Annotated in this window: 22 protein-coding genes; 11 read left to right on the top strand and 11 right to left on the bottom strand. The window is 70.7% G+C overall.

Going from position 1 to position 22,912, the window contains the following annotated elements; genetic code table 11:
- Positions 1 to 18: 18 nt before the first annotated feature.
- A complete protein-coding gene (locus tag EYW49_RS12130; protein WP_131309840.1) occupies positions 19 to 768 on the top strand; it encodes a 16S rRNA (uracil(1498)-N(3))-methyltransferase in 750 nt (249 codons plus the stop codon).
- 5 nt (positions 769 to 773) lie between these two features.
- Here the strand turns inward: EYW49_RS12130 and EYW49_RS12135 are convergent, their stop codons facing one another.
- A complete protein-coding gene (locus EYW49_RS12135) occupies positions 774 to 2,153 on the bottom strand; it encodes a glutamate--cysteine ligase (protein WP_131309841.1) in 1,380 nt (459 codons plus the stop codon).
- Between the two features lie 180 nt (positions 2,154 to 2,333).
- Here EYW49_RS12135 and EYW49_RS12140 point away from each other — a divergent pair, with 180 nt between their 5' ends.
- Positions 2,334 to 3,131: a DUF937 domain-containing protein gene (locus EYW49_RS12140; protein WP_131309842.1), complete on the top strand. Its 798-nt coding sequence runs from the start codon at positions 2,334 to 2,336 to the stop codon at positions 3,129 to 3,131.
- 20 nt (positions 3,132 to 3,151) lie between these two features.
- Here the strand turns inward: EYW49_RS12140 and EYW49_RS12145 are convergent, their stop codons facing one another.
- A complete protein-coding gene (locus EYW49_RS12145; protein WP_165498223.1) occupies positions 3,152 to 3,523 on the bottom strand; it encodes a DUF1127 domain-containing protein in 372 nt (123 codons plus the stop codon).
- A gap of 188 nt (positions 3,524 to 3,711) precedes the next feature.
- On the opposite strand from EYW49_RS12145, the gene EYW49_RS12150 reads away from it, so the two are divergent.
- On the top strand, positions 3,712 to 4,593 hold the full coding sequence (locus EYW49_RS12150) for a LysR substrate-binding domain-containing protein (RefSeq protein WP_131309874.1): 882 nt from the start codon (positions 3,712 to 3,714) through the stop codon (positions 4,591 to 4,593).
- Between the two features lie 9 nt (positions 4,594 to 4,602).
- Here the strand turns inward: EYW49_RS12150 and EYW49_RS12155 are convergent, their stop codons facing one another.
- From EYW49_RS12155 to EYW49_RS12175, 5 genes are all read right to left on the bottom strand, one after another.
- On the bottom strand, positions 4,603 to 4,971 hold the full coding sequence (locus EYW49_RS12155) for a hypothetical protein (protein WP_131309844.1): 369 nt from the start codon (positions 4,969 to 4,971) through the stop codon (positions 4,603 to 4,605).
- 207 nt (positions 4,972 to 5,178) lie between these two features.
- Positions 5,179 to 6,138, bottom strand: a complete 960-nt coding sequence (locus EYW49_RS12160; protein ID WP_131309845.1) for a DMT family transporter — start codon at positions 6,136 to 6,138, stop codon at positions 5,179 to 5,181.
- 127 nt (positions 6,139 to 6,265) lie between these two features.
- Positions 6,266 to 6,961, bottom strand: a complete 696-nt coding sequence (locus tag EYW49_RS12165; RefSeq protein ID WP_131309846.1) for a LutC/YkgG family protein — start codon at positions 6,959 to 6,961, stop codon at positions 6,266 to 6,268.
- Positions 6,958 to 8,406 carry a LutB/LldF family L-lactate oxidation iron-sulfur protein gene (locus tag EYW49_RS12170; protein ID WP_131309847.1) on the bottom strand — a complete coding sequence of 483 codons (1,449 nt, stop codon included), beginning with the start codon at positions 8,404 to 8,406 and terminating at the stop codon, positions 6,958 to 6,960. The genes EYW49_RS12165 and EYW49_RS12170 overlap by 4 nt, the downstream gene beginning before the upstream one ends.
- On the bottom strand, positions 8,403 to 9,197 hold the full coding sequence (locus EYW49_RS12175) for a (Fe-S)-binding protein (RefSeq protein ID WP_131309848.1): 795 nt from the start codon (positions 9,195 to 9,197) through the stop codon (positions 8,403 to 8,405). Before EYW49_RS12175 ends, EYW49_RS12170 begins: the two co-directional genes overlap by 4 nt.
- Before the next feature lie 319 nt (positions 9,198 to 9,516).
- Here EYW49_RS12175 and EYW49_RS12180 point away from each other — a divergent pair, with 319 nt between their 5' ends.
- The gene (locus EYW49_RS12180) at positions 9,517 to 10,848 is read left to right on the top strand and encodes a DUF3422 family protein (protein WP_131309849.1); all 1,332 of its coding nucleotides are present in this window, start codon (positions 9,517 to 9,519) and stop codon (positions 10,846 to 10,848) included.
- Between the two features lie 90 nt (positions 10,849 to 10,938).
- On the opposite strand, the gene EYW49_RS12185 is transcribed toward EYW49_RS12180, so the two are convergent.
- Complete coding sequence (locus EYW49_RS12185) at positions 10,939 to 11,334, bottom strand: c-type cytochrome (RefSeq protein WP_131309850.1); 396 nt, start codon at positions 11,332 to 11,334, stop codon at positions 10,939 to 10,941.
- A gap of 363 nt (positions 11,335 to 11,697) precedes the next feature.
- Between EYW49_RS12185 and EYW49_RS12190 the strand changes: the two genes are divergently transcribed.
- Positions 11,698 to 12,495, top strand: a complete 798-nt coding sequence (locus EYW49_RS12190; RefSeq protein WP_131309851.1) for a DUF2189 domain-containing protein — start codon at positions 11,698 to 11,700, stop codon at positions 12,493 to 12,495.
- Positions 12,496 to 12,640: 145 nt separating this feature from the next.
- Here EYW49_RS12190 and EYW49_RS12195 read toward each other — a convergent pair whose 3' ends face one another.
- Positions 12,641 to 13,396, bottom strand: coding sequence for a L,D-transpeptidase (locus EYW49_RS12195; RefSeq protein ID WP_131309852.1), 756 nt, complete (start codon positions 13,394 to 13,396; stop codon positions 12,641 to 12,643).
- A 290-nt stretch (positions 13,397 to 13,686) separates the two neighbouring features.
- Here EYW49_RS12195 and EYW49_RS12200 point away from each other — a divergent pair, with 290 nt between their 5' ends.
- The 3 genes from EYW49_RS12200 to EYW49_RS12210 all read left to right on the top strand — a co-directional run bounded on the left by EYW49_RS12200 (position 13,687) and on the right by EYW49_RS12210 (position 16,174).
- Positions 13,687 to 14,397: a protein phosphatase CheZ gene (locus EYW49_RS12200; protein ID WP_131309853.1), complete on the top strand. Its 711-nt coding sequence runs from the start codon at positions 13,687 to 13,689 to the stop codon at positions 14,395 to 14,397.
- Positions 14,398 to 14,510: 113 nt separating this feature from the next.
- Positions 14,511 to 15,182, top strand: a complete 672-nt coding sequence (locus EYW49_RS12205) for a DNA-3-methyladenine glycosylase I (RefSeq protein WP_131309854.1) — start codon at positions 14,511 to 14,513, stop codon at positions 15,180 to 15,182.
- A gap of 137 nt (positions 15,183 to 15,319) precedes the next feature.
- Entirely contained in the window at positions 15,320 to 16,174 is an 855-nt protein-coding gene (locus EYW49_RS12210) for a dienelactone hydrolase family protein (RefSeq protein WP_165498224.1), read from the top strand.
- 4 nt (positions 16,175 to 16,178) lie between these two features.
- On the opposite strand, the gene EYW49_RS12215 is transcribed toward EYW49_RS12210, so the two are convergent.
- Positions 16,179 to 17,645 (bottom strand): glycosyltransferase family 39 protein, encoded by a 1,467-nt coding sequence (locus EYW49_RS12215; RefSeq protein WP_131309856.1) that lies wholly within the window; start codon positions 17,643 to 17,645, stop codon positions 16,179 to 16,181.
- An 8-nt stretch (positions 17,646 to 17,653) separates the two neighbouring features.
- Positions 17,654 to 18,772, bottom strand: a complete 1,119-nt coding sequence (locus EYW49_RS12220; RefSeq protein WP_131309857.1) for a glycosyltransferase — start codon at positions 18,770 to 18,772, stop codon at positions 17,654 to 17,656.
- Positions 18,773 to 19,066: 294 nt separating this feature from the next.
- Between EYW49_RS12220 and hisS the strand changes: the two genes are divergently transcribed.
- From hisS to hisG, 3 genes are read left to right on the top strand one after another with little or no spacing between them, the layout of a single operon-like run.
- Positions 19,067 to 20,584, top strand: coding sequence for a histidine--tRNA ligase (gene hisS, locus EYW49_RS12225; protein WP_131309858.1), 1,518 nt, complete (start codon positions 19,067 to 19,069; stop codon positions 20,582 to 20,584).
- A gap of 24 nt (positions 20,585 to 20,608) precedes the next feature.
- Positions 20,609 to 21,934, top strand: coding sequence for an ATP phosphoribosyltransferase regulatory subunit (locus EYW49_RS12230; RefSeq protein WP_228259595.1), 1,326 nt, complete (start codon positions 20,609 to 20,611; stop codon positions 21,932 to 21,934).
- On the top strand, positions 21,931 to 22,902 hold the full coding sequence (hisG, locus tag EYW49_RS12235) for an ATP phosphoribosyltransferase (protein ID WP_131309859.1): 972 nt from the start codon (positions 21,931 to 21,933) through the stop codon (positions 22,900 to 22,902). Before EYW49_RS12230 ends, hisG begins: the two co-directional genes overlap by 4 nt.
- Positions 22,903 to 22,912 lie beyond the last annotated feature (10 nt).

A 22,912-nucleotide genomic window follows, 5' to 3' on the forward strand; every position in this document is an offset into this window, starting at 1 on the left:
CGAACCGTGACGCCGCCCATGCCCCCCCGTTCCGATCACCGCCTCCAGCGTCTGTTCCTCGCCGCCGAGCTCACGACGGGCGCCGAGCCGGCGCTCGAGCGCGAACAGGCCGCCTATCTCCTGACCGTGCTGCGCCTCGGCGAAGGCGACCGCGTCCTGGTGTTCGACGGCCGCAATGGCGAGTGGCTGGCCGAGATCCATCCGATCGGCCGCCGCGACTGCCGCCTGACGCTCCTCGAACAGACCCGCCCGCAGGCCCCCCTCGGCGATCTCGACTGGCTGTTCGCGCCGCTGAAACACGCCCGCCTCGACTACATGGTGCAGAAGGCGGTGGAGATGGGCGCGGCGCGCCTGCGCCCGGTGCTGACCCGCCACACCCAGGTCACCCGGCTCAATCTCGAGCGCATGCGCGCCAACGTCGTCGAAGCCGCCGAACAATGCGGTCTGGTGGCACTGCCCGAGGTCGCCGAACCGGTCGACCTCGCGACCCTGCTCGACGCCTGGCCGACCCGCGAGCCCGACCGGCGCCTGCTGTTCTGCGACGAACACGCCGACACCACCAATCCGCTCGGCCTTCTCGCCGGCCTGCCGCGCGGGCCGCTCGCCGTGCTGATCGGCCCGGAGGGCGGATTCGCGGCCGAGGAACGGGCGCGCCTGCACGCCGCGCCCTTCGTCACCGCGATCCCCCTCGGCCCCCGCATCCTGCGCGCCGACACCGCCGCCGTCGCCGCCCTGGCGGTGGTCCAGGCGGTGCTCGGCGACTGGTGAGGGAGTCAGTACCGCGTCGCGTCGAGTACGCGGTCGATGGCGCCGGCCCAGGGACCGTGGAAATCGGCGAGCAGCCGGTCGGCCAGCGTCTGGCCCGAGGCGACGATCTCGTCGAGCACGTCGAGATGCACCGTCTCGTCGCGGCCGCTCGTGGAATCGACGATCGCCCGCGCCGCGAGCCCGCTCCGGGCGATCGCCAGCAGCTCGCGGGCGACGTCGCGTACCGTGCCGGACCGGAACGGCGTCGCCAGTGCCGAACGCGGCACCGCGTCGCGCAAGGCCTGCTGCTCCGCCGTCGTCCAGTCGGCGATCAACCGGCCGGCCGCCTCGAGGGCGCCGGGGTCGTAGAGCAGCCCGACCCACAGCGCCGGCAGCGCCACCACGTGGCTCGCCGGGCCGCAGTCGGCGCCGCGCATCTCGAGGTAGCGCTTCAGCCGCACTTCCGGGAACAGCGTGCCGACGTGGTTGGTCCAATCGCCGATCTCCGGCACCACGCCGGGCAGGCGCTCGGCCAGCGCGCCGTCCAGGAAGGCCCGGAAGGTCGTGCCGGTGACGTCGTGATAGGTGTCGCCGCGCTTGACGAAATACATCGGCACGTCGAGCGCCCAGTCGACATAGCCGCCGAAGCCGAAACCGGCATCGAAGGCCTGCGGCAGCATGCCGGTGCGGTGGCGGTCGGTGTCGAGCCAGATCGCCGAGCGCGTCGACAGATAGCCGCTCGGCCGCCCGTCGAGGAACGGCGAGGCGGCGAACAGCGCCGTGGCGATCGGCTGCAGCGCCAGCCCGACCCTGAGCTTGGCCACCATGTCGGCTTCCGAGGCGAAGTCGAGGTTGACCTGGACGGTCGAGGTGCGGAACATCATGTCGCGGCCGCGCGTGCCGACCTTCGGCATGTAGCCGGCCATGATCCGATAGCGCGACTTGGGCATCGCCGGCGTCTCGGCCAGCGTCCACTTCGGCGAGGTGCCGAGCCCGGCGAAGGCGATGCCGAGCGGATCGGCGACGGCTGCCACGTCGGCGAGATGGGCGGCGAGCTCCGCCGCGGTGGCGTGCAGGTCGACGAGCGGGGCCCCCGACAGTTCGAATTGGCCGCCGGGCTCCAGGCTGATGGCGCCGCCGCCGCCGTGCGGATCGGCGAGACCGATCACCGCCTCGCCGTCGCGAATCGCCTCCCAGCCGAGCCGCTCGCCGAGCCGCTCGATCAGCACGCCGATGCCGGCCGGCCCCTCGTAGGGAACCGCGCCGTGGTCGGCGGTGAAATAGGGGAACTTCTCGTGTTCGGTGCCGATCCGGCCCGCCGCCGCCGGCTTCGAGCCCGCGGCGATCCACGCGATCAGGTCATCGCGGCCCTCGATCGGTCGCTCGTCGGTCGTATCGCGCGCCATCTCGCCGCCCTTCCTGTTTCGGGCCGGAACCATAGCGGGGCGGTGGAGCAGCGACAAATGCGAAATCGTCGTGGGATCGTTCAGCCGAATGCGACGATCGACGCGATTTCCGAGTTCGTTTGACGTCGTACCCGCGACGGCGGATGATCTTTTCGCGAATTTCTCGAGGAGGAGAACGTCATGCTCGAACCCGCCGAGACGATGCGTCGATTCGTCGATCTCGCCAAGGTCGGCGAGGCCGCCGCGCGCTTCGGTCTGACCCCGGATCAGGCGACCTCGGCGGTCGATGCGCTGCGCCCGGCGCTGGCCGCGGCATTGCGCCGCCGCGCCGCCGATCCGCGCGGGCTGGCCGAGATGATGGGTTTCGTGAAGCCCAAGCCGGACTTCGCCGCGGCGATGCCGGGCGGCGAGGCGCTCGGTCGCCTGTTCGGCTCGCGCGAGCTGACCGGCCTGGTGATCGATCAGGTCGCCGGCTTCTCGGGCGTCGACAAACGCACCCTGGAGATCGTCCTGCCGATCGCCGGCGAGACGCTGATGGCCAATTTCGCCGCCGGCCTGCGCAGCCATCCGCTGACCGAAGCGCTCGGCGCGGCCTTCGAGCCCAAGCCGCGGGCGGCCCCGACCCTCGACGAGATCCTGACCGACACGATCGGCCCGAACACCGCGCGGCTCGTCGGCAAGACCCTGAAGGAGACGCCCAATCCGCTCGGCCCGAGCAATCCCTTCGGCGAGATCCTCGGCGAGTTCATGCGCGGCTTCAACAACGGCGGCCCGCCGATCGACGAACCGCTGCGCCCCGAGGACGTGGTGCCGCCGCCCGGCGACACCGTCGGCCGCCTGTTCGAGGCGGGGCGCGAGGCCCAGGTCGAACAGGCCCGGGCCTTCGAGGTGATGTTCGACCGCTTCTGGGCGGAGGCCGCCGCGGCCGAGGCCCGTCGGGCGAGCGCCGACGGCACCGGACCGTCCGGCGCCCTCTGAGCGCGCGCCGCGGCGGTCGCTCAGCCGCCCGCCGTCGAGCGGCAGACCGCGTCGAGACGCCCGGGGAGCGGCGAGGCCGGGGCCGGCCCGGCGATCCGCGCGGCGAGCTGCTCGCGGATCTGCGCCCGCCGTCCGGCGCGCCGTTCGACCGCCAGCACCACCAGCCGGCGCGACGGATCGCTGAGCGCCGGCAACGACAGTGCCGCCATCAGATCGCCCTGGGTCAGGCCGATGTCGGCCAGCGCCCGGGCGTCGTAATTCAGCAGTTCATGGACCTCGCGGCGGTGGCGACGGATCCGCCACATCGCCTGACCGGCGGCGATCACGCGCTTCGTCGTGGCGGCGACGGCCGGAACGAGGGCGGTGAGGGCGAGGCGCGGCGAGAACGACATGGGACTCTCCTTTGGCGAGGGCCGGAGGCGGTCGGAATTCGGACAAGGCGGGTCCGGCGCCGGAATCCCGAGGATTCCCGCGGCGGATCGACGTGCCGATGTGGACATCGCGACCATGCCGGAGGACGATTGATCGATCCAGCGAATGTTTTTAATGTCGGGCTTCAAGAATTTTGATGAGGCTCCCCATGCCGGCCACCCTCGACCTCGACCAGTTGCGTACCTTCGTGGCGATCGCCGAGAGCGGCAGCTTCACCCGCGCCGCCGACACCGTGCACAAGACCCAGTCGGCGGTGTCGATGCAGATGCGTCGGCTGGAGGAGCGGATCGGCAAACCGATCTTCACCCGCGACGGCCGCCAGTCGCGTCTCAGCGAGGACGGCGAACGGCTGCTCGCCCATGCCCGTCGGCTGCTGCGGCTCAACGACGAGACCCTGGCGTTGTTCGGCGAGGCCGAGCTCACCGGTCGCGTCCGCCTCGGCACCGCCGACGACTATGCCGATCGCTTCCTGCCGGAGATTCTGGCGCGCTTCGCCGCCTCCAACCCGCGTGCCGAGGTGACCGTGGTCTGCGCCCCGACGCCGATGTTGGCCGAGGCGATCGTCGCCGGCGAGCTCGACGTGGCGATCATCACCCATGTCCGCGACAGGGGCACCGCCGAGGTGATCCGCCGCGAGCCGTTGCTGTGGGTGGCGTCGCAACGCCATTGTGCCGCCGATCTCGATCCGCTGCCGGTGGCCCTCGGGCGGCCGACCTGCGACTGGCGTCGCGCCGCCCTCGAGGCCCTCGAGGCAGTCGGCCGGCGCCATCGCCTGCTCTACGTCAGTTGGAACTCCAGCGCCGTCGGCGCCGCGGTGCTGGCCGGGCTGGCGGTGTCGGTGCTGCCGGAATCGGCGCTGCGCCCGGGGATGCGGGTGCTCGGCGAGGCCGAGGGTCTGCCGCGCCTGCCGCCGGTCGAGATCGGCCTGCTGCGCAGCCGCGGGCGGCCGACCGAGGTGGTCGCGGCGCTCGCCGGCCACATCGTGTCGTCGCTCGACAACCTGTCGAACGGGCGTCCGGTCGGCGCGTGACCGCGGCGGTTATTTGAAGGTCTGGCTGAAGGCGTTGAGCCGGTCGTTGGCGTCGGACGACGGGTCGATGCCCATGCGCCGCGGCTCGCGGTACATGTTGCCGGCGATCGGCAGGTCTTCCTTGGCCATGGTTCCCTTGACGCGCATCGTGTTGCCGTCGATCTCGGTGACCATGACCTGACCGTTGTGCAGATCGCGGTAGATCGTCGTGGTGCGGGTCGGGACCGGCGGCGGTGCCGAGGCTTCGCCGAAGCGGGCGTTGGGATCGAACTTCAGGCCGGTATTGCCGACGAACCAGACCAGCGCGACCAGCGCCAGGACCGCCGCGCCCATGCCCACCCCTTCGGCCACCAGCGTGGTCGTCTCGCGCAGGCTCATCCCATGGGGGGCCGAGTGCGCCGCCGCGTGTGCCGCCGCGTGGGGCGGGCCTCCGCGCCGGGGCGGAGCCCGATTGAGGGGCCGAGCCGGCGTCCGCGCCGGCGCAGAGACGGGCATCGAAATTACTCCAAAACGTTCCCGGATTCCGTTCTACGCCGAGGACGTTCACACTCCGTGAAGGCTTTGCCGACCATTCGCCTCGAAATGTCAGCGCCGGAGCACGAACAGGTTGCCGGCCAGCACCAGGGCGAGACCGATCGCCGCCGAGACCGTCCAGACGTAGCCCTCGACCGCCGTCGAGATCGCCAGCGCGAACACCGGGAACATCACCGTGGCATAGCCGGCCCGCCCCGCGCCGATCCGCCCCAGCAGGGTCAGATAGGCCCAGAAGGCCGCCACCGACGACACCAGCGACAGCCACAGCAGCGAGATCACGTAGGGCGCGCCGGTGTCGAAGGCCACCGGCAGGCCGCCGACCGCCGTCGCGATCGCCAGGAACACGCAGCCCCAGCTCATGCCCCAGGCGCTCGCCGACACCACCGACACGCCGCGCAACTGGATGCGGCTCGACACCATGTTGCCGGAGCAGAAGCAGATCGTGCCGAGCACGCACAGGCCGAGGCCGAGCGCCCCGTCGGCGGCGAAGTCGGCCTGCATCAGCTGCGGCCGGAACATCGCCGCCACGCCGAGAAAGCCGATCAGCGCTCCGAGCGCCACCTTCCCCGAGATCGCATGGCCGAACAGCACCCGCCCCATCAGCAGGTTGACCACCGAGGCGAGCGAGAACACCACCGACAGCAGGCCGGACGGCAGGTGACTCGCGCCATGGTAGAACAGATCGAAGTTGGTCGAGAACAGCAGCGCCCCGAGGGCGGCGAAGCGCAGATGATCGCCGAGCCCGAAGCGCAGCCGGCTGCCCTTGATCCCCGCCCAGATCCACATTGCCCCGGCGGCGATCAGGAAGCGCCACAGCAGCGACACCTCCGGCTGGACCACGCCGATCTGCGCCTTCATGGCGATCCAACTGGTCGACCAGGCGAACACGGTGATCGCGTAGAGCCCCACCTCGAACGGGCCGAAGCGGCCCTCGCCACGGCGCGGCGCGGCCGGAGCCGGCGCCGGGGCGGCGTCGATCGGGCGATCGGCGGGCGGCACGGAAGTGGACATCGGTTGGCCTCGCGATCGAGGGATGGGAGCCGCGACGCGCGGCCGACCCCGCGACCATGGCGCCGAAGCGCGTCGCGAGATCCAGCGAATCTTGCTGATCCGATCGATCAACGCCCTTGATGGGCGCTCACGAGTCCGTCGGCTCGAGATCGTCGACGACGATCAGATGCAGCGACCGCGGCCCGTGGGCGCCGAGCAGAATGGTCTGCTCGATGTCGCCCGATCGCGACGGGCCGGTGATCAGATTGACGTTGCGCGGCATCTGGCCTTCGCCCCACGTTCCGCGCACCTGCGTCCACACCGTCTCGTAGTCGGCGACCACCTCCGAGGCCCGCACCACCACCAGATGGTGCTCGGGCAGGAAGTTCAGCGTGGTCGGATTGTCGGCGCCCGAGGTCAGCACCACCGTGCCGGATTCGGCGACGCCGGCGAGCGCATGGCTGAGTCCCACCGGGTCACCGCCGCGCGAGGCGCCGACTTCGACGGTCAGCTGTGGCTGGTCCGCGAAGGGCAGGGCGGCGAGGCGCGGATCGGCGCCGCGGCGGATCGCCTGCGGCAGATTGTGGGACCGCAGATAATCGGCGATCGCCGCCGGAACCGCGTCGGCCGAAGCCACCCGGGTCACCGTCGAGGACACCGCTTCGGCCATGGTCACGAACAGATCGACGCGGGCCCGGGCGGGGAGGTGCCCGCGCGCCGGCACGAGGCCGGGGGCGTGCACCCGCAGCCGCTCGGCGACCGCGGCGCGGCGATCGCCGTCGTCGGCGCCGCCGACCTTCAGCGAGCGGCGGATCTTGGCGAGAATGGCGTCGCGGGCGGTCATCGGCGGGTCTCGCTGTCGGTGGCGGCGGCGGCGCGGCGGCGCGCCTTCCATTGATCCTGGAACGTCCCGCCCTGCGGCGCCGGCATGTCGCGAACGCTGGTCCAGCCGCCGGCCAGCGGCAGTCTGGCGATGCGGCCGCGTTTGCCCGCGAACCGGGTCAGCACCGTCGCGGCGATCCGATTGACCCAGCGATAGAGCCGCGGCCGTTTGGCGAAGAACGCCCAGACCGCGAGTCCCGCGCGTTGGGTCGCCGGATTGAGGGCGCGATCGAACTCGCGGGTCCGCCACGCCCGCATCATCCGCGGCAGCGGGATACGCATCGGGCAGATCGCCTCGCAACGGCCGCAGAAGGTCGAGGCATTGGGCAGATGGCCGGCCTTGTCGACGCCGACCAGGGTCGGGGTCAGCACCGAGCCCATCGGCCCGGGATAGACCCAGCCGTAGGCGTGGCCGCCGATCGCATGATAGACCGGGCAATGGTTGATGCAGGCGCCGCAGCGGATGCAGCGCAGCATCTCCTCGAACTCGGTGCCGAGCATCGCCGAGCGGCCGTTGTCGAGCAGGACGACGTGGAACTCCTCCGGCCCGTCGGGATCTCCCGTGCGCCGCGGCCCGGTCGAGAAGGTGGTGTAGACCGACATCTCCTGACCGGTCGCCGAGCGGGCCAGCAGCCGCATCAGCGTGTCGACGTCCTCGAGGGTCGGCACCACCTTTTCCGGCGTCGCCAGCACGATGTGGGCGCGCGGCAGGGTCTGGGTCAGGTCGCCGTTGCCTTCGTTGGTGACGATCACCGTCGATCCGGTCTCGGCCACCAGGAAGTTGGCGCCGGTGATGCCGACGTCGGCGACCAGGAACTGCTCGCGCAGCACGGTGCGCGCCTCGCCGAGCATGGTCACCGCCTCGCCGAGATCGCGGGCCGGGTCGAGATGGGTGTGGACCCGGCGGAAGTCGGCCGCCACCTGTTCCTTGGTCAGATGCACCGCCGGGGCGATGATGTGGCTCGGATGTTCGCCGCGCAGCTGGATGATGTATTCGCCGAGATCGGTCTCGACCGGCCGCATGCCGATCGCTTCCAGATGCTCGTTGAGCTCGATCTCCTCGGAGATCATGCTCTTGCCCTTGGTCACCGTCTTGGCGCCGAGCCGCCGGCAGATGTCGGCGATGATCGCCCGCGCGTCGGCCGGGGTCTCGGCCCAATGGACCTGACCGCCGGAGGCCACCACCTTGCGCTCGAAGGCCTCGAGGTAGAGGTCGAGATGGGCGAGCACGTGGTTCTTGAGGTCGCGCCCCTCGTCGCGCAGCGCCTCGAACTCCGGCAGCGCCGCCGCCGCCTTCAGGCGCTTGCCGATGAAGCCCTTCTCGACGTTGAGCAGGGCCTTCTGCAGGTTGGCGTCGCCGAGCGCCGCGTGGGCGTTGTCCGAAAAGGACGGGGACGTGATCTTCATCGCGCGTCCTCCGTCGGCTCGCCGGCGCCGCGGCCGATCGCCGGCCCGTCGGCCATCTCGGCCAGCACCTCGGCGACGTGGCGCACCGCGACCTTCGAGCCGCGCCGGGTCAGCCGGCCGGCCATGTTGAGCAGGCAGCCGAGGTCGCCGGCGAGCAGGGTCGTCGCCCCGCTGGCCTCGACCGCCACCGCCTTCTTGTCGACGATCGTCCCCGAGATCTCGGGATATTTGACCGAGAAGGTGCCGCCGAAACCGCAGCACACGTCGGGGTCCTTCATCTCGATCAGCTCGACCCCGTCCATCGCCGCCAGCAGGCGCCGCGGCTGATCGTGGATGCCGAGCTCGCGCAGCCCCGAGCAGCTGTCGTGATAGGTCACCGTGCCGTGGTGGGCGGCGCCGGTCGCGGTCACGCCGCGCTGGTCGGTGAGGAACGACACCAGCTCGTGGGTCTTGGCGGCGAGCGCCTCGGCGCGGGCCCGCCACGGGTCGTCGCGCTCGAAGAGATCCGGATAGTGGTGGCGGATCATGCCGGCGCAGGAGCCCGACGGCGCCACCAGGTGGTCGTAGCCCTCGAAGGTGGCGATCACCTGCTTGGCGAGGTCGCGGGCGTCGGCGCGATCACCGTTGTTGTAGGCCGGCTGGCCGCAGCAGGTCTGCGCCTCCGGCACCTCGACGTCGCAGCCGGCGTCCTCGAGCAGCTTCACCGCGGCGAAGCCGACGGTCGGTCGGAACAGGTCGACGAGACAGGTGACGAACAGCGCCACCTTCGGGCGCGTGGCGGGCGTGGTCATGGCGGTCCCCGGTCCTCGTTCCCAGGCGATCGAGCCGTGATCGGCTCGGGGATCGCCGCGTCCGGCTCTGCGACCGGTTCTGCTCCGCCCCGATCGTCTCGGGCGAAGGGGGCGACCATAGACGACGCCTCGCGACCCCGTCAAATCGACGAATGCCCCCTTCGCGGGGCGGCGAAGGCGGATGACTCCGGCCGATTCGCCGCGCTAGGATCGGCCACGCGACGGCCCTGCCGGTCGCCGCCGACCCGGCCGTCGTCCCCCGACGGTCTCCGTGCCTTCCGCGCCCGCCGCGGCCGGCCGCCGACCCGAGAGTGCCCCGATGACGAGCCTCGTCCCGCCCCCCGTCGAGCCGCCGGCCGCCACCGAGGCACCCCACGGGTTCCAGCCCCATCCCCGCCGCGCCGAAATCCTCGGCGAGGTCCATGCCCGGCCGTTCCGCCCGACCCGGGCGCCGCGGGTGTTCCTCCACCACGCCTTCGCCGTCGACCGCGAGCGGCTCGAGGACGATCGCCTGTTCCTCGAGCGCTTCTGCCGGGCGCGCGGCGCCCCCGGACCGGGGCCGGACAGCCGCCACCATGTCGTCGCCTTCGGCGGCGGCTCGTTGAAGTGGGAACGCCACGCCGAATTCGTCACCTACACCTGGGACGGCGCCGCGGTGGACCCCGTCCGGCTGTTTCCCGAACTGCCGTCGAGCCATCCCTTCGGCAGCGACTTCGTCGCCCCCGGCCCGATGCTGGTGGCGGTGCGCCTCGACTTCCTGTCGGACCGCGGCGACATCGCCGGCGCCGCCGCGCCCTTCGATCCGGCCGCACTGTGCGTCTCGGAAGCCTATGGCGGCAGCGGCGTGGCGCTCACCGACTTCCGCCAGGACGGCGACGGCCGCACCCGCATCCTGTGCCTCGATCGCGGGCTCAACGACCAGCAGGCCGGCGCCCTGGTGCAGCGCCTGCTGGAGATCGAGACCTATCGCACCCTCGCCATGCTCGGCCTGCCGACCGCCCAGGAACGCGCGCCGGAAGTGCGCCGCGTCGAGCGCGAACTCGCCGGCCTCACCGCCGAGATCCGCTCGACCGAAGGTCTCGCCGCCAATCGCAGCCTGCTCGAACGCCTGTCGGGCCTGACCGCCGACCTCGAGGCCCATGCCGCCGAGGCCTCCTATCGCTTCGGCGCGACCCGCGCCTACGACCAGATCGTCAAGGATCGCCTCGCCACCCTGCACGAGCACCACGTGCCCGGTTACGGCACCTGGTCGAACTTCCTGGCGCGCCGCTCCGAGCCGGCGATGCGCACGGTGACCGGTCTGCAGGAGCGCATGGACACCCTGTCGCGCAAACTGTCGCGCACGGCGCAACTGCTCCGCACCCGGGTCGACGTCGACCTCGAGCAGCAGAACCGCGATCTCCTGGAATCGATGAATCGCCGCTCGCGCCAGCAGCTCCTGCTGCAGCAGACCGTCGAGGGTCTGTCGGTGGCGGCGGTCAGCTATTACGTGGTCGGTCTGCTCGGCTACCTGTTCAAGGCCGCCAAGGAGGCCCACCTCCTCGCCCTCGACCCCAACCTCGCCACCGGCCTCGCCGTGCCGGTGGTGGTCGCACTGGTGTTCTGGGTGGTCCGCAGCATCCGCCGGGCCCACGCCCCCGATCACGAGTGAGCCGGGCGTCCGAAACGAAAGAGCCCCGGTGAAGACCGGGGCTCTGCGGCGCGGTTCGGACGGGCGGCGCTCGTAGCGCGCGCCCGAGGATCACTTCGGCTTGCCGTCGGCGCCGAACTGGGCGACGTAGGCGACCACGTTGGCGAGATCGGTGTCGTCCTTGACGCCGACGAAGGCCATCTTGGTGGTCGGGTTGAAGGCCTTGGGGTCCTTCACGTACTGGGTCAGCTTGGCTTCGTCCCACACCAGACCTTCGTCGCCGAGCTTCTTCAGCCCTTCACCGTAGCCCTTGAAGTCGGTCGAGCCGGCCTTGCGACCGATCACGCCGTTCAGCTGCGGGCCGACCTTGTTGGTGGCGCCTTCGCCGATCGCGTGGCAGATCTTGCACTTGGCGAAGACCTTCTCGCCCGCGGCGACGTCGGCGGCGGAAGCGGAACCGGCGGCGGCGACGAAGCCGAGCGCGGCGAGCATGACGACTTTCTTCATATGAAAACTCCGATGGGTGAAGGACGGAACTCCGAATCCGTGTCTAGCCGACCCCGACGAGGAGTCCTACCGGGAAATTGGGCCATGTCGTGACCCGGGCGCGGCCACGCCCCACCGCCCCGCCGGCCGCTCCGAACCGCCCGTCCAGCCCCGGTCGAACCTCGGAGACGCGGCAAAGCGTCGCTGGGCGGCCGATCGCCTCGGCGCGCGATCCTCGGAAACGCGCGGAAAGCCCGGAAATCGGCGCGGGCTCGCCGGGACACCCCCACCTTTCGAATCGTTTGAAAACACGCGCCCTTGTGGCAATCTGTCGCATCAGGAGGCTCCGCATCCCACGATGGAGCCCGATCGGGTGGAAAAGACATGACCGACCTCGTGGCTGCGACCAGCCCCCTCGACCTGCGCCCCACGGAGCCGCGCGTCCGGGCGATCACCGTCGACGACATTTCCGCGAGCCTCGCCGACGGCTTGCGCGACTTCCGCGCCGCGCCGACCTTCGGTCTGCTGGTCGGCGCCGTCTATGTGCTCGCCGGCAACGTGCTGTTCTGGATCGCCGCGACCTTCGACATGATGTTCCTGGCCTATCCCCTGGCCGCCGGTTTCGCGCTGGTCGCGCCCTTCGCGGCGACCGGCCTCTACGAGACCAGCCGCCGGCTCGGCCGCGGCGAATCGACCGATTTCGTCTCGCTGATCGGAGCGGTGCCGCCGCACGCCCGCCGCGAGCTCGGCTACATGGCCCTGGTCACGGTGTTCGGCCTGATCGGCTGGATCTACGCCGCCGGCTTCGTCTACGCGCTGTTCTTCGGCCTGCGACCGCTGGAAGCCCCCGACCTGATCACCGCGATCGTCTCGACGCCGCGCGGGGTCGCCTTCCTGATGGCCGGCAATCTGATCGGCGGGGTGATCGCCACGGTGATCTTCTCGCTCAGCGCCCTGTCCTATCCGCTGCTGCTCGACCGCGATCACGACTTCGTCACGGCGATGATCGTGTCGATCCGCGCCGTCTTCGCCGCCCCCTGGGTGATGCTCGGCTGGGGCGTGTTCATCGGCACCATGCTGGCGATCGCCATCCTGCCGATGTTCCTCGGCCTGCTGGTGGTGCTGCCCTGGCTCGGCCACGCCACCTGGCACCTCTACCGCCGCGCCGTGCCCGCGGTCTGACCATGCCCCGAACGAAGGAACCCCCGGCGGCGCCCGATCGAACGATCGGTGCCTTCCGGGGGTTCACGTCCTTCCAGGGGGAAGGTCGGGACGCCGGCGCGGGAGCGCGGGCGAAAGGGGCGGGGCTCGGGCCGAGCCCCGAAGCTCAGAGCACCATCACGCGCGTGCCGACCGGCACCCGGCGATAGAGATCGGTGACGTCTTCGTTGCGCATCCGGATGCAGCCCGAGGAGACGGCCTTGCCGATCGTCCAGGGCTCGTTCGATCCGTGGATTCGATATTCGGTCGAGCCGAGATAGAGGGCGCGCGCGCCGAGGGGATTGTCGGGTCCGCCGTCCATGTGGCGCGGCAGGTCGGGCTTGCGCTTCAGCATCGCCGGCGGCGGCGTCCAATCGGGCCATTCCGCCTTGCGGGTGACGGTGTGGACGCCCGCCCACTGGAAGCCCGGTCGTCCCACCCCGACGCCGTAGCGACGCGCCTTGCCGCCCGCCTCGACCAGATAGAGATAACGCTCGCCGGTATCGATCACCACCGTGCCCGGGGCCTCGCGGCCGTGATAGTCGACCTCGGTCGGCAGCAGTCGCGGCTCGATGGCGTGTTCGTCGGGGGCCGCGGCGAGCGCCGCCTGGCGCACAGGCGCTTCGCGCGGCGCCGCCGGCATGATCGCCGAACCGGCCGAGAAGTGAACCACCGCCGGCGCGCCGGCCCGGAACGGCGCGAAGGTCACCGGTCCGGTCACGTCGCGGTAGCTCGGGCGCAGTTGCGCCGTCCACGGCTCGATCGCATTGGCCGACAGCACCACCGGCGGCCGTTCGACGTAACGATCGTCGGCCGAGACCGGGCCGGCGAGGGTCGCGGCGGCGCACAGCGTCGCCAGAGAGAAGGGCAGGGGTCGCAGCATCGTCGGTGTCCGATTCGCTCGCCGGGGAGCACCCGGCCGGGTGTCTTCCCCCAGAGACTGGCCCGCCATGGTCGACGATCCGTGAACGCGAAGGCTTTTCATCGCAACCTTCTCGGAAAGGTTTCGTCATGGTTGACGGATGGTTGACACCGAATCTCGGGGGCGGATCGAGGCGACGGCGCCATTCCTGGAGATCGCCGTTCCGCTCGTCGCATACAGGAACGATTCCTTAAGGACGCCCGGCTAACCATGTCGGCAGTAGGACGATACGACGCACGAGGCTCTGCCCCATGGCCACTAGGAAGGTGTTCCGCATCGAGGCGTTCGCAGCCGGCGGATCGTCGGGATCGACTGCGGGCGATCGCGCCGAGGAGCGCCACCAGGAGCTCCTGCGCGAAGTCAGAAATTTGCGCGCCCAGGTCGAACCGGCGCACGAACTGAGCGAGAAGGCTCTCGAACAGCTCCGCCGTGATCAGCACGAGGCGCTGCGCATCAAGGCCGAGATGGACGCGATCTACGAGGCGATCAACCGCACCAAGCGCGAGATCGCCACGCTGCACGTTTCCGGCTGCAACGGTCAGGAACTGTCCCGGGTCAGTTGGGAACTCGACGCCGTCGTCGAGGGCACCGAGCACGCGACCGAGACCATCCTCGCCGCCGCCGAACACATCGACGAACGCGCCGCGATCCTCACCGCCAAGCTCAAGGGCGACGATCAGGGCATCTCCGCCGACATCCAGGAACAGATCGTCCAGATCTTCGAAGCCTGCAACTTCCAGGACCTCACCGGTCAGCGCATCACCAAGGTGGTCAACACCCTGCGCTTCGTCGAGGAACGCATCGTCAAGATGATGGACATCTGGGGCGGCGTCGAGAGCTTCAAGGAGATCGAGGTCGAGCTCGAACATCGCCTCGGCGATCAGGCTCTGCTCAACGGACCGTCGCTCGACAACGACGCCGGCATCGCCTCGCAGGACGACATCGACGCGCTGTTCGCCTGAGGATCGCGCACCACCCCTTCGACGACGGGCGCCCGACGGCGCCCGTTTTCATTTTGTTCTCGTCGACTAAGATCGAGTGCGAAACGGCGATTCGCACCGGGGAGGGCGCAGCGATGGGGACGATCGAACCGGCCGGCGGGCCCGCCGCCACCGACCTGGCCGACGGCCTGACGCGCGGCGCCGACGATCGCGTGCGCTGCTGGTGGCCCGGCGCCGATCCGCTCTACGTCGCCTATCACGACGAGGAATGGGGCCGGCCGGTCGCCGACGACCGCCGCCTGTTCGAGAAACTCTGCCTTGAGGGCTTCCAGTCCGGCCTGTCATGGCTGACCATCCTGCGCAAGCGCGAGGCCTTCCGCCGAGCCTTCGCCGACTTCGACGCCCGCGCCCTGATCGAGTTCGACGACGCCGATCGCGCCCGCCTTCTCGCCGACGCCGGCATCGTCCGCCACCGCGGCAAGATCGAAGCGGTTCTGACCAATGCCCGGCGCTGCCTCGAGCTGGTCGACCGTGAAGGTTCGCTCGCCGCCTTCGTCTGGCGCTTCGAACCCGATCCTGCGAGCCGGCCGGCCCGCCTGACCAGGGCTGCCGCGTCGGCCCTCGCGGCGACGCCCGAATCGACCGCGCTGTCCAAGGAATTGCGCCGCCGCGGCTGGGCCTTCGTCGGGCCGACCACCTGCTACGCCTTCATGCAGTCGATGGGGATCGTCAACGATCACCTCGAGGGCTACGCGTGCCGCGACGCGGTCGAGGCCGAGCGCGCCCGCTTCGTCCGCCCGCGCTGACGCATTCTCGCGCCGCCCGGGTCCCGCGACGCGGCGCTTTGTCTTTGCCCGCGCCCTTCGCCATAGTGGCGCCGCCGGGCGGGCTGCGACTCGCGTCGGCGCGCCCGCCCTTGATGACGCAACCGAAGTCGGACCTCATGTCGGATTCCCGCTCGCCGCTGCCGCCCGCTCGCCCCGCTCCGACGCCCGCCGCGCCGGACCGTCGCGGCTTCGTGGCCGGCGCGCTCGCCACGGTGTGGGCCGTCGCCGTCGGCGCGCCGCGCCCGGCCCGCGCTCAGGACGCCGACGCCTCCGACCCGCGGCTCCTCACCGAGACGGTGACCTTCCAGGCCCGCAAACAGGTCTACAAGGGCCTCCTGGTGCGCCCGCGCGGCGGCGCCAAGCGGCCCGGCCTGCTGTTGATCCCCGACCAGCGCGGCCCCAATTCGTTCTTCCGCCAATTGGCCCGCCGCTTCGCCCTCGACGGTTTCGTGGTGATGGTGCCCGATCTGCTGTCGCCCTACACCCTGACCCAGGAGAATTCCGACGAGGGCCAGAACATCCTCGCCCGGATCGTTCCCGCCGAGCATCTCCTGGTGCTCGACGCCGCCGCCGATCTCCTCCAGCACCATCCCGACTGTTCCGGCGCGATCGCCGCCCTCGGCTTCGTGTGGGGCGGCTCCTTCGCGCTGCAATTCGCCCTGAGCGGGACGCGGGTCAAGGCGGCGGTCGCCTATTACGTGCAGCCGCCGTCGCCCGACCGCGCCGCCGAATTCAAGGTGCCGGTGCAGTTCCATTGGGTCGAGGGCGATCCGCGCAGCGCCCCGGCGCTCGAGGCGCTGGAGAAGCGGATGATCGGCGCCGGCCGGGTGTTCGAGGCCTTCGTCTATCCGGACACCCAGAGCGGTTTCGCCTCCGAGCCGAATTCGCGCCGCTTCAACAAGACCGCCGCCGATCACGCCTACGACCGCAGCCTGTTCTTTCTGAAGCGCTGGGTGGTCACCGGCCCGTGAGGCTTCAGCGCAGCGGCGCGCCGATCGGATCGGCCAGCCGCCACAGTGCATAGGTGTCGACCACCCGCCCGCCGGCGACCCGGTCGATCGTGCCGAGGTTTTCCACCGAGCGGAAACGGTCGCGATAGGCGTCGATCGGATCGCGCCGGACCCGCGCCACGTAGAGCGCCGGCTGGGCCACCAGCGCCGGATCGGGCGGCGGCAGATAGGTCCAGCGAGCCCGCTCGCCGAGTTGCAGCACGCGCTCCGGCCCGAGCCGCAGCGCGAACTGGCCGACCGTCGCATAGGTCGGCACGGCGATCCATGCCGCGCCCACCGCCCGCGCCCGCGCGTCCACGGCCGCCGCGAAGGCGTCCCAGCCGCGCATCTGGGCGGTCGGATCGCGCTCCGGCGACAACACCAGGATCGGCAGGCTGGCGTGGACATAGAGCAGCGCACCGAGCCCGAAGCCGATCGGCGCCACCGCCGCCGCGAGTTTCCGCAGCCGGAGCTGCGCCGGCCCGAGCTCGCCGACCGCCGCCGCCGCCATCCAGGCACCGGCCGCATAGAGCGGCGCCGGCCAGTTGCCCTCGATGCCGCCGTGCAGCGAATGGAACAGGAGATAGGCGAGGAACGGCAGCGAGGTGGCGAGCGGCAGGGCCCGCAGCGCCTCGCCCGCCCGCCAAGCGCGATACGCGCGACGCGACCCGAGCCCGACGAAGGGCACCATCGGCAGGCCGATCAGCAGCATCTGCACGCCGAGGAATTCGAAGAGCTTCTCCGGCCGGAGCCCGTGCGGCACGGTGCGGCCGAACTGTTTGGCGAAGGACATCCACTCGTGCGCGGCGTTCCAGGCGATCACCGGCGCGAACAACGCCAGCGCCAGCGCGCCGCCCGCCCACAATTGCCACGAGCCGAACCACCGCCGCTCGGAGCGCACCCCCGCCAGCCACACCAGCATTCCGAGCCCGAGGAACAGCACCGAATATTTCGACGCCAGCCCGAGGCCCGCGGCCGCCCCGACCACCAGCCACCAGCCGGGTTCACGCGACGCGGCGAGCTCGGCCAGCGCCCACAATGTCACCCCCCAGAAGAACACCGAGGGCGTGTCGGGGGTGATCAGCACCGATCCGGCGCCGATCAGGATCGTCGCGTTGAACCACAGCACCGCCCGGGTCGCGATGGTCGGCCCTTCGGCGAGCGCCACCGTCCGCCACAGGAGGAGCGAGCCGACCAGGGTCGAGCTAGGCGCGAACAACCGCATGCCCAACGTGCCGTCGCCGGCGATCACCCGGCCCGCCCGGATCACCCAGGCGACCATCGGCGCATGGTCGTAATAGCCGGCCTGCAGGGTCGTCGACCACAGCCGGTAATAGGCCTCGTCGTCGGTCGAGCCGGCGACCGCGGCGAACACCAGCCGCACCGCGGTCAGCATCAGCAGCGCCGCGATCAGCCGCCGCGGCGGCAGCCGGGGCACCGCCGGAGACGTCACCGCCGCGCTCACTTGCGCCAGGTCAGCACCGACGAGGCGGCGTAGTTGAACACCGAACTCATCACCGCTCCGGCGAAGCCGGCCAGCCACAATCCGGAATGCATCTCGAACAGCCAACTCGCCACGCCGACGTTGGCCAAGGTGCCGAGCGAACACACCACGTAGAAGGTGACCAGCCCGACCAGGAAGCTGAAGCCCGAGAGCCGGCGGTCGCGATAGGTCAGCTGGTTGTTGAGCACGAAGTTCCAGGTCATCGCCACCATGGTCGCGGCGAACTCGGCCCAGGAGAAGCGCATCAACAGGCCGTGGTAGAACACCTTGAGCGCCGCCAGATGGATCACTACGCCCGACGCGCCGACCGCCAGGAACATCAGGAAGCGCACCGGCACCAAGCCGCCGGACAGTTTGGAGAACAGGAGCCCCAGATATTCGGCGGTCACCAGACTGTCGAGCTTGGATTCCCCGGCCTGGCGCTCGCGGAAGGTGAAGGGCACTTCGACGGTCTTCAGCGGCTCCGGATTGGAGGCGACGATGTCGAGCAGGATCTTGAAGCCCTCGCGTGACAGACTGCCGGCGATCGCCTCGACCTTCTCCCGGCGCAGCATGAAGAAGCCGCTCATCGGGTCGCCGAGTTCGATGTGGAGGAAGCGCCGGGCGAGCTTGGTCGCCGTCTCGCTGCCCCATTGGCGGATCGACGACAATCCGCTGCCCGACGAGCCGCCGTCGACGTAGCGGCTGCCGACCACCAGCTCGGCGCCGTCGCGGATCGCCGCGAGCATGGTCGGCAGGATCGTCTCGTCGTGCTGGAGGTCGGCGTCCATCACCGCGACGATCGGCGCGGCGCTGGACAGGATCCCCTCGATACAGGCGCCGGCGAGACCGCGCCGGCCGACGCGGCGCAGACAGCGGACCCGCGGTTCGCGCTGCGCCACCGCCTTGGCCACCGACGAGGTGCCGTCCGGGCTGTCGTCGTCGACGAAGATCACTTCCCAGGCGATTCCGTCGAGCGCCAGCGTGAGCAGCCGCACCAGTTCGGGAACGTTGGCACTCTCGTTGAAGGTCGGCACCACGATCGACAGTTCCGGAGCGGTCGGTGGAACCGGGGCGGCCTGAATTGCGAGCTCCATGGGGCAGATCGCCTCTCGATCGACGGCGGGGGGACGTGCGGCGCAACGATATCGGACGGCGCGCCGAGGAGACGGCGACCCGCGGGCGCTTGATGTGGGCGTACCGTGGCGGAATTGTGGGGAGGTTTCAATCCTCTGTGCGGCTTTTGCAGGGCTTCTCGCGCCAGCCCCCGCGACCACGGGTCGCGGGCGACGGTCGGCGGTGCTTGTCGCGCCCGGCGATCCGGTCTAGGAACCTCTCGCCCGCCTTCGCCGCGGGCTTTTCGTGTCGGCGACGTGACGAGGCAGGGACCCATGGCAAACGAAGCGAGATTGAAGGCGCGCAAGCCCCGCGGCTTCGTCGATCGTGGTCCCGACGACGTCAAGGCGACCGAGGCGATGCTCGCCGCGATCCGCGCCGTCTACGAGCTCTACGGCTTCGAGGCGGTCGAGACGCCGCTCGTCGAATACACCGACGCGCTCGGCAAGTTCCTGCCCGATCAGGACCGTCCCAACGAGGGCGTCTTCTCACTCCAGGACGACGACGAGCAGTGGATGAGCCTGCGTTACGACCTCACCGCGCCGCTCGCCCGCTACGCCGCCGAGAACTGGGCGGTGCTGCCCAAGCCCTATCGCAGCTACCGCTGCGGCTGGGTGTTCCGCAACGAGAAGCCCGGCCCGGGCCGTTTCCGCCAGTTCATGCAGTTCGACGCCGACACGGTCGGGACCGGATCGGTCGCGGCGGATGCCGAGATCTGCATGATGATGGCCGACGCCATGGAAGCGGTCGGCCTGAAGCGCGGCGACTATGTGATCAAGGTCAACAACCGCAAGGTCCTCGACGGCGTGATGGAGGCGATCGGCCTCTCCGGCGACGAGAACGCCGGGCGGCGTCTGTCGGTGCTGCGGGCCATCGACAAGCTCGACAAGTTCGGCCCCGACGGCGTCCGGCTGCTGCTCGGCGCGGGGCGCAAGGACGAGAGCGGCGACTTCACCAAGGGTGCGGGACTGACGGACGAGCAGATCGAGCCGGTCCTGATGTTCGTCGGCGAGCCGTGGTCGGCCGATCTGGTGACCAAGCTCACGGCCCTCTTCGCGGAACGCGGCGTCGAAGGCCTGCGCGAACTCCAGGACATCGAAGCCCTGGTGGCAGCCGGCGGCTACTCCGACCGCATCCGCATCGACCCCTCCGTCGTCCGCGGCCTCGAGTACTACACCGGCCCGGTCTACGAGGCCGAACTGACCTTCGAAGTCCCCAACGACGACGGCCAGATCGTCCGTTTCGGCTCGGTCGGCGGCGGCGGGCGTTACGACGGCCTCGTCTCGCGCTTCCTGCCCGAACCGGTGCCGGCGACCGGCTTCTCGATCGGCGTATCGCGGTTGATGTCGGCCCTGAAGGCGGTGAACAGCCCGATCCTGGCCGACGCCGCCGATCTCGGCCCGGTCGTGGTGCTGGTGATGGACAAGGATCAGGCCGGCAACTATCTCAATCTGACCAAGCAGCTGCGCGACGCCGGCATCCCCGCCGAGATGTATCTCGGCTCTTCCGGCATGAAGGCCCAGATGAAATACGCCGACCGCCGCAAGTCGCCTTGCGTCGTCATCCAGGGCTCCAACGAGCGCGAGGCCGGCGTCGTCCAGATCAAGGACCTGATCGAGGGCGCCAAGGCCGCCGAAGCCTACAAGTCCAACGCCGACTACAAGGCCGCCCGGCCCGCCCAGGTCGAAGCGCCGCTCGTCGGAACCGCGGAGACCCCCGGTTTCGTCGAGGTCGTCGCCGACATCTGGCAGAGCCACGGCGGCATCTTGCGCAAGCCCGCCGCCCGTTCCTGACGCCGAACCCCGGGAGATCCCGTCATGGCGCCCCGCCGTCCCCAAGGCTTCACCCCCGCCGGCACGCCCTACCAGCCCGGCGCCCGCGCGCCGCACGCCGACAAGATGGTGGCGATGCTCGCCGAGGCCGGGATCGCCACGCCCGACGACCTCGCCGAGGCTCTGGCGCTGCTCGCCGGCGAGGACGACGACGACGCGTTGGCCTCCGCCGACCCGACCGCGCAGCTGATCGCCCTGTTCCAGGGCGAGGTCGACGCCGAGATGGTCGAGCCGGCGATCCTCCTGCCCGCCGATCTGTTCCTCGACACCGCCGGCGAGGAGATCCGCCGCCGGCTCTACCTCACCTCCGACGTCGACGGCCGCGAGCTCTGCCTGCGCCCCGACTTCACGATCCCGATCTGCCGCCACTATCTCGAGGCCGGTGAACTCGGCCGCGAGGCGGCGCTCGGCTATTTCGGCCCGGTGTTCCGCCAGAGGGGCGACGAATCCGGCGAGTTTCTCCAGGCCGGCATCGAACTCTTCGGCAACACCGACCGCGCCGCCGCCGACGCCGACGTGGCGGCTCTCGCCCATCGCGCCGCCGGCCTGTTCGGGCTCGAGGAACCGATCGTCAAGATCGGCGACGAGGGCCTGTTCCTCGCGCTGCTCGATGCCCTCGGGCTCGCGCCGCCGCTGCGCCGCCGCCTGCGCGGCCAATTCGGCGACCCCGCCCGCCTCGCCCGCACCATCCGGCGGCTGGCCGGCGAAGACGCCGGCGACATCGTCCGCCATGCCGGCTTGCTCGGCGCGCTGGCCGGGGCCGAACCGGAAGCGGCGCGTCAGGTGGTCGAAGACCTGATCGGCCTCGCCGGCATCCGTGCCGTCGGCGGCCGCACCGCCCACGAGATCGCCGAACGCTTCCTCGAACGCGCCGCGCTCGGCGCCGACAAGGGCTTCACCGCGGCGACCGCGACGGTGCTCGAGCGCTATCTGGCGATCGAATGTTCGCCCGACCGCGCCGTCGACGCCCTCGACGCCTTCCAGCGCGACACGGGTCTCTCCTTCGGGCCGGCCCTCGATCTCTTCGCCGCCCGCAACGACGCCTTCCGCGACTGCGGCCTCGATCTCGACCGGCCGATCTTCTCGGCCCATTTCGGCCGCAACCTCGACTACTACACCGGCTTCGTCTTCGAGATGCGTGATCCCGAGCGCACCGACGATCGACCGGTGATCGGCGGCGGCCGTTACGACGGCCTGCTCGAGCGCCTGGGGGCCTCGGCGGCGGTGCCGGCCTGCGGCTTCTCGATGTGGCTCGATCGCCTCGGCGTCGCCGGCTACGGTCTCGAACCGCAACGGGAGGAACGGGCGTGAGCACCGATCGCCTCGTCATCGCCGTTCCCTCCAAGGGTCGGCTGCAGGAAAACGCCAACGCCTTCTTCGAACGCGCCGGCCTGCCGGTGCTGCAGCCCGGCGGCGCCCGCAACTATCGCGGCCGCCTCGGCGGCATCGACGACGTCGAGATCGCCTTCCTCTCGGCCTCCGAGATCACCCGCGAGATCGCCGTCGGCAACGTCCATCTCGGCGTCACCGGCCTCGATCTGGTCCAGGAGACCGTGCCGGCCTGGGCTCAGAAGGTCCACCTCGTCACCGAACTCGGCTTCGGCTTCGCCGACGTGGTGGTCGCCGTGCCGATGGCCTGGATCGACGTCGCCACCATGGCCGACCTCGCCGACGTCGCCGCCGAGTTCCGCGCCCGCCACGGCCACCAGCTGCGCATCGCCACCAAATATCTGAACCTCACCCGCCGCTTCTTCGCCGAGCACGGCATCGCCGACTATCGCAACGTCGAGAGCCTCGGGGCGACCGAAGGCGCGCCGGCGTCCGGTGCCGCGGAAGCGATCGTCGACATCACCACCACCGGCTCGACGCTCGCCGCCAACGATCTGAAGATCCTGTCGGACGGCGTCATCCTGAAGAGCCAGGCCCATCTCGTCGCCTCGCGCAACGCGGCCTGGTCCGACCTCGCCCGCGCCCAGGCCCGCACCATCCTCGATCGCGTCGCCTCCGAAGCCCGCGCCCGTCGCACCCGCGAGGTCCGCACCCGCCTCGACGACGCCGCCGGCGCGCTCGCCGCGGTCGCCGCCCTCGGCGCCACCGCGCCCTTCGGTCTGCCGGCCGCGGGCGGACCCTTGACCCTGCACGTCCCGAGCGCCCGCGTCGCCGCGGTCGCCGATCTGCTGCGGGCGCGCGGCGCCGCGACCGTCACCGTCGCGCGACTCGATTGGGTCTTCGCCGCCGACGCCGAGATGGCCGACGCGCTGGAGGCGGCTCTGGGGTGAGGACGCCTTC

This window comes from Siculibacillus lacustris (assembly GCF_004328075.1).
Classification (GTDB): domain Bacteria; phylum Pseudomonadota; class Alphaproteobacteria; order Rhizobiales; family Ancalomicrobiaceae; genus Siculibacillus; species Siculibacillus lacustris.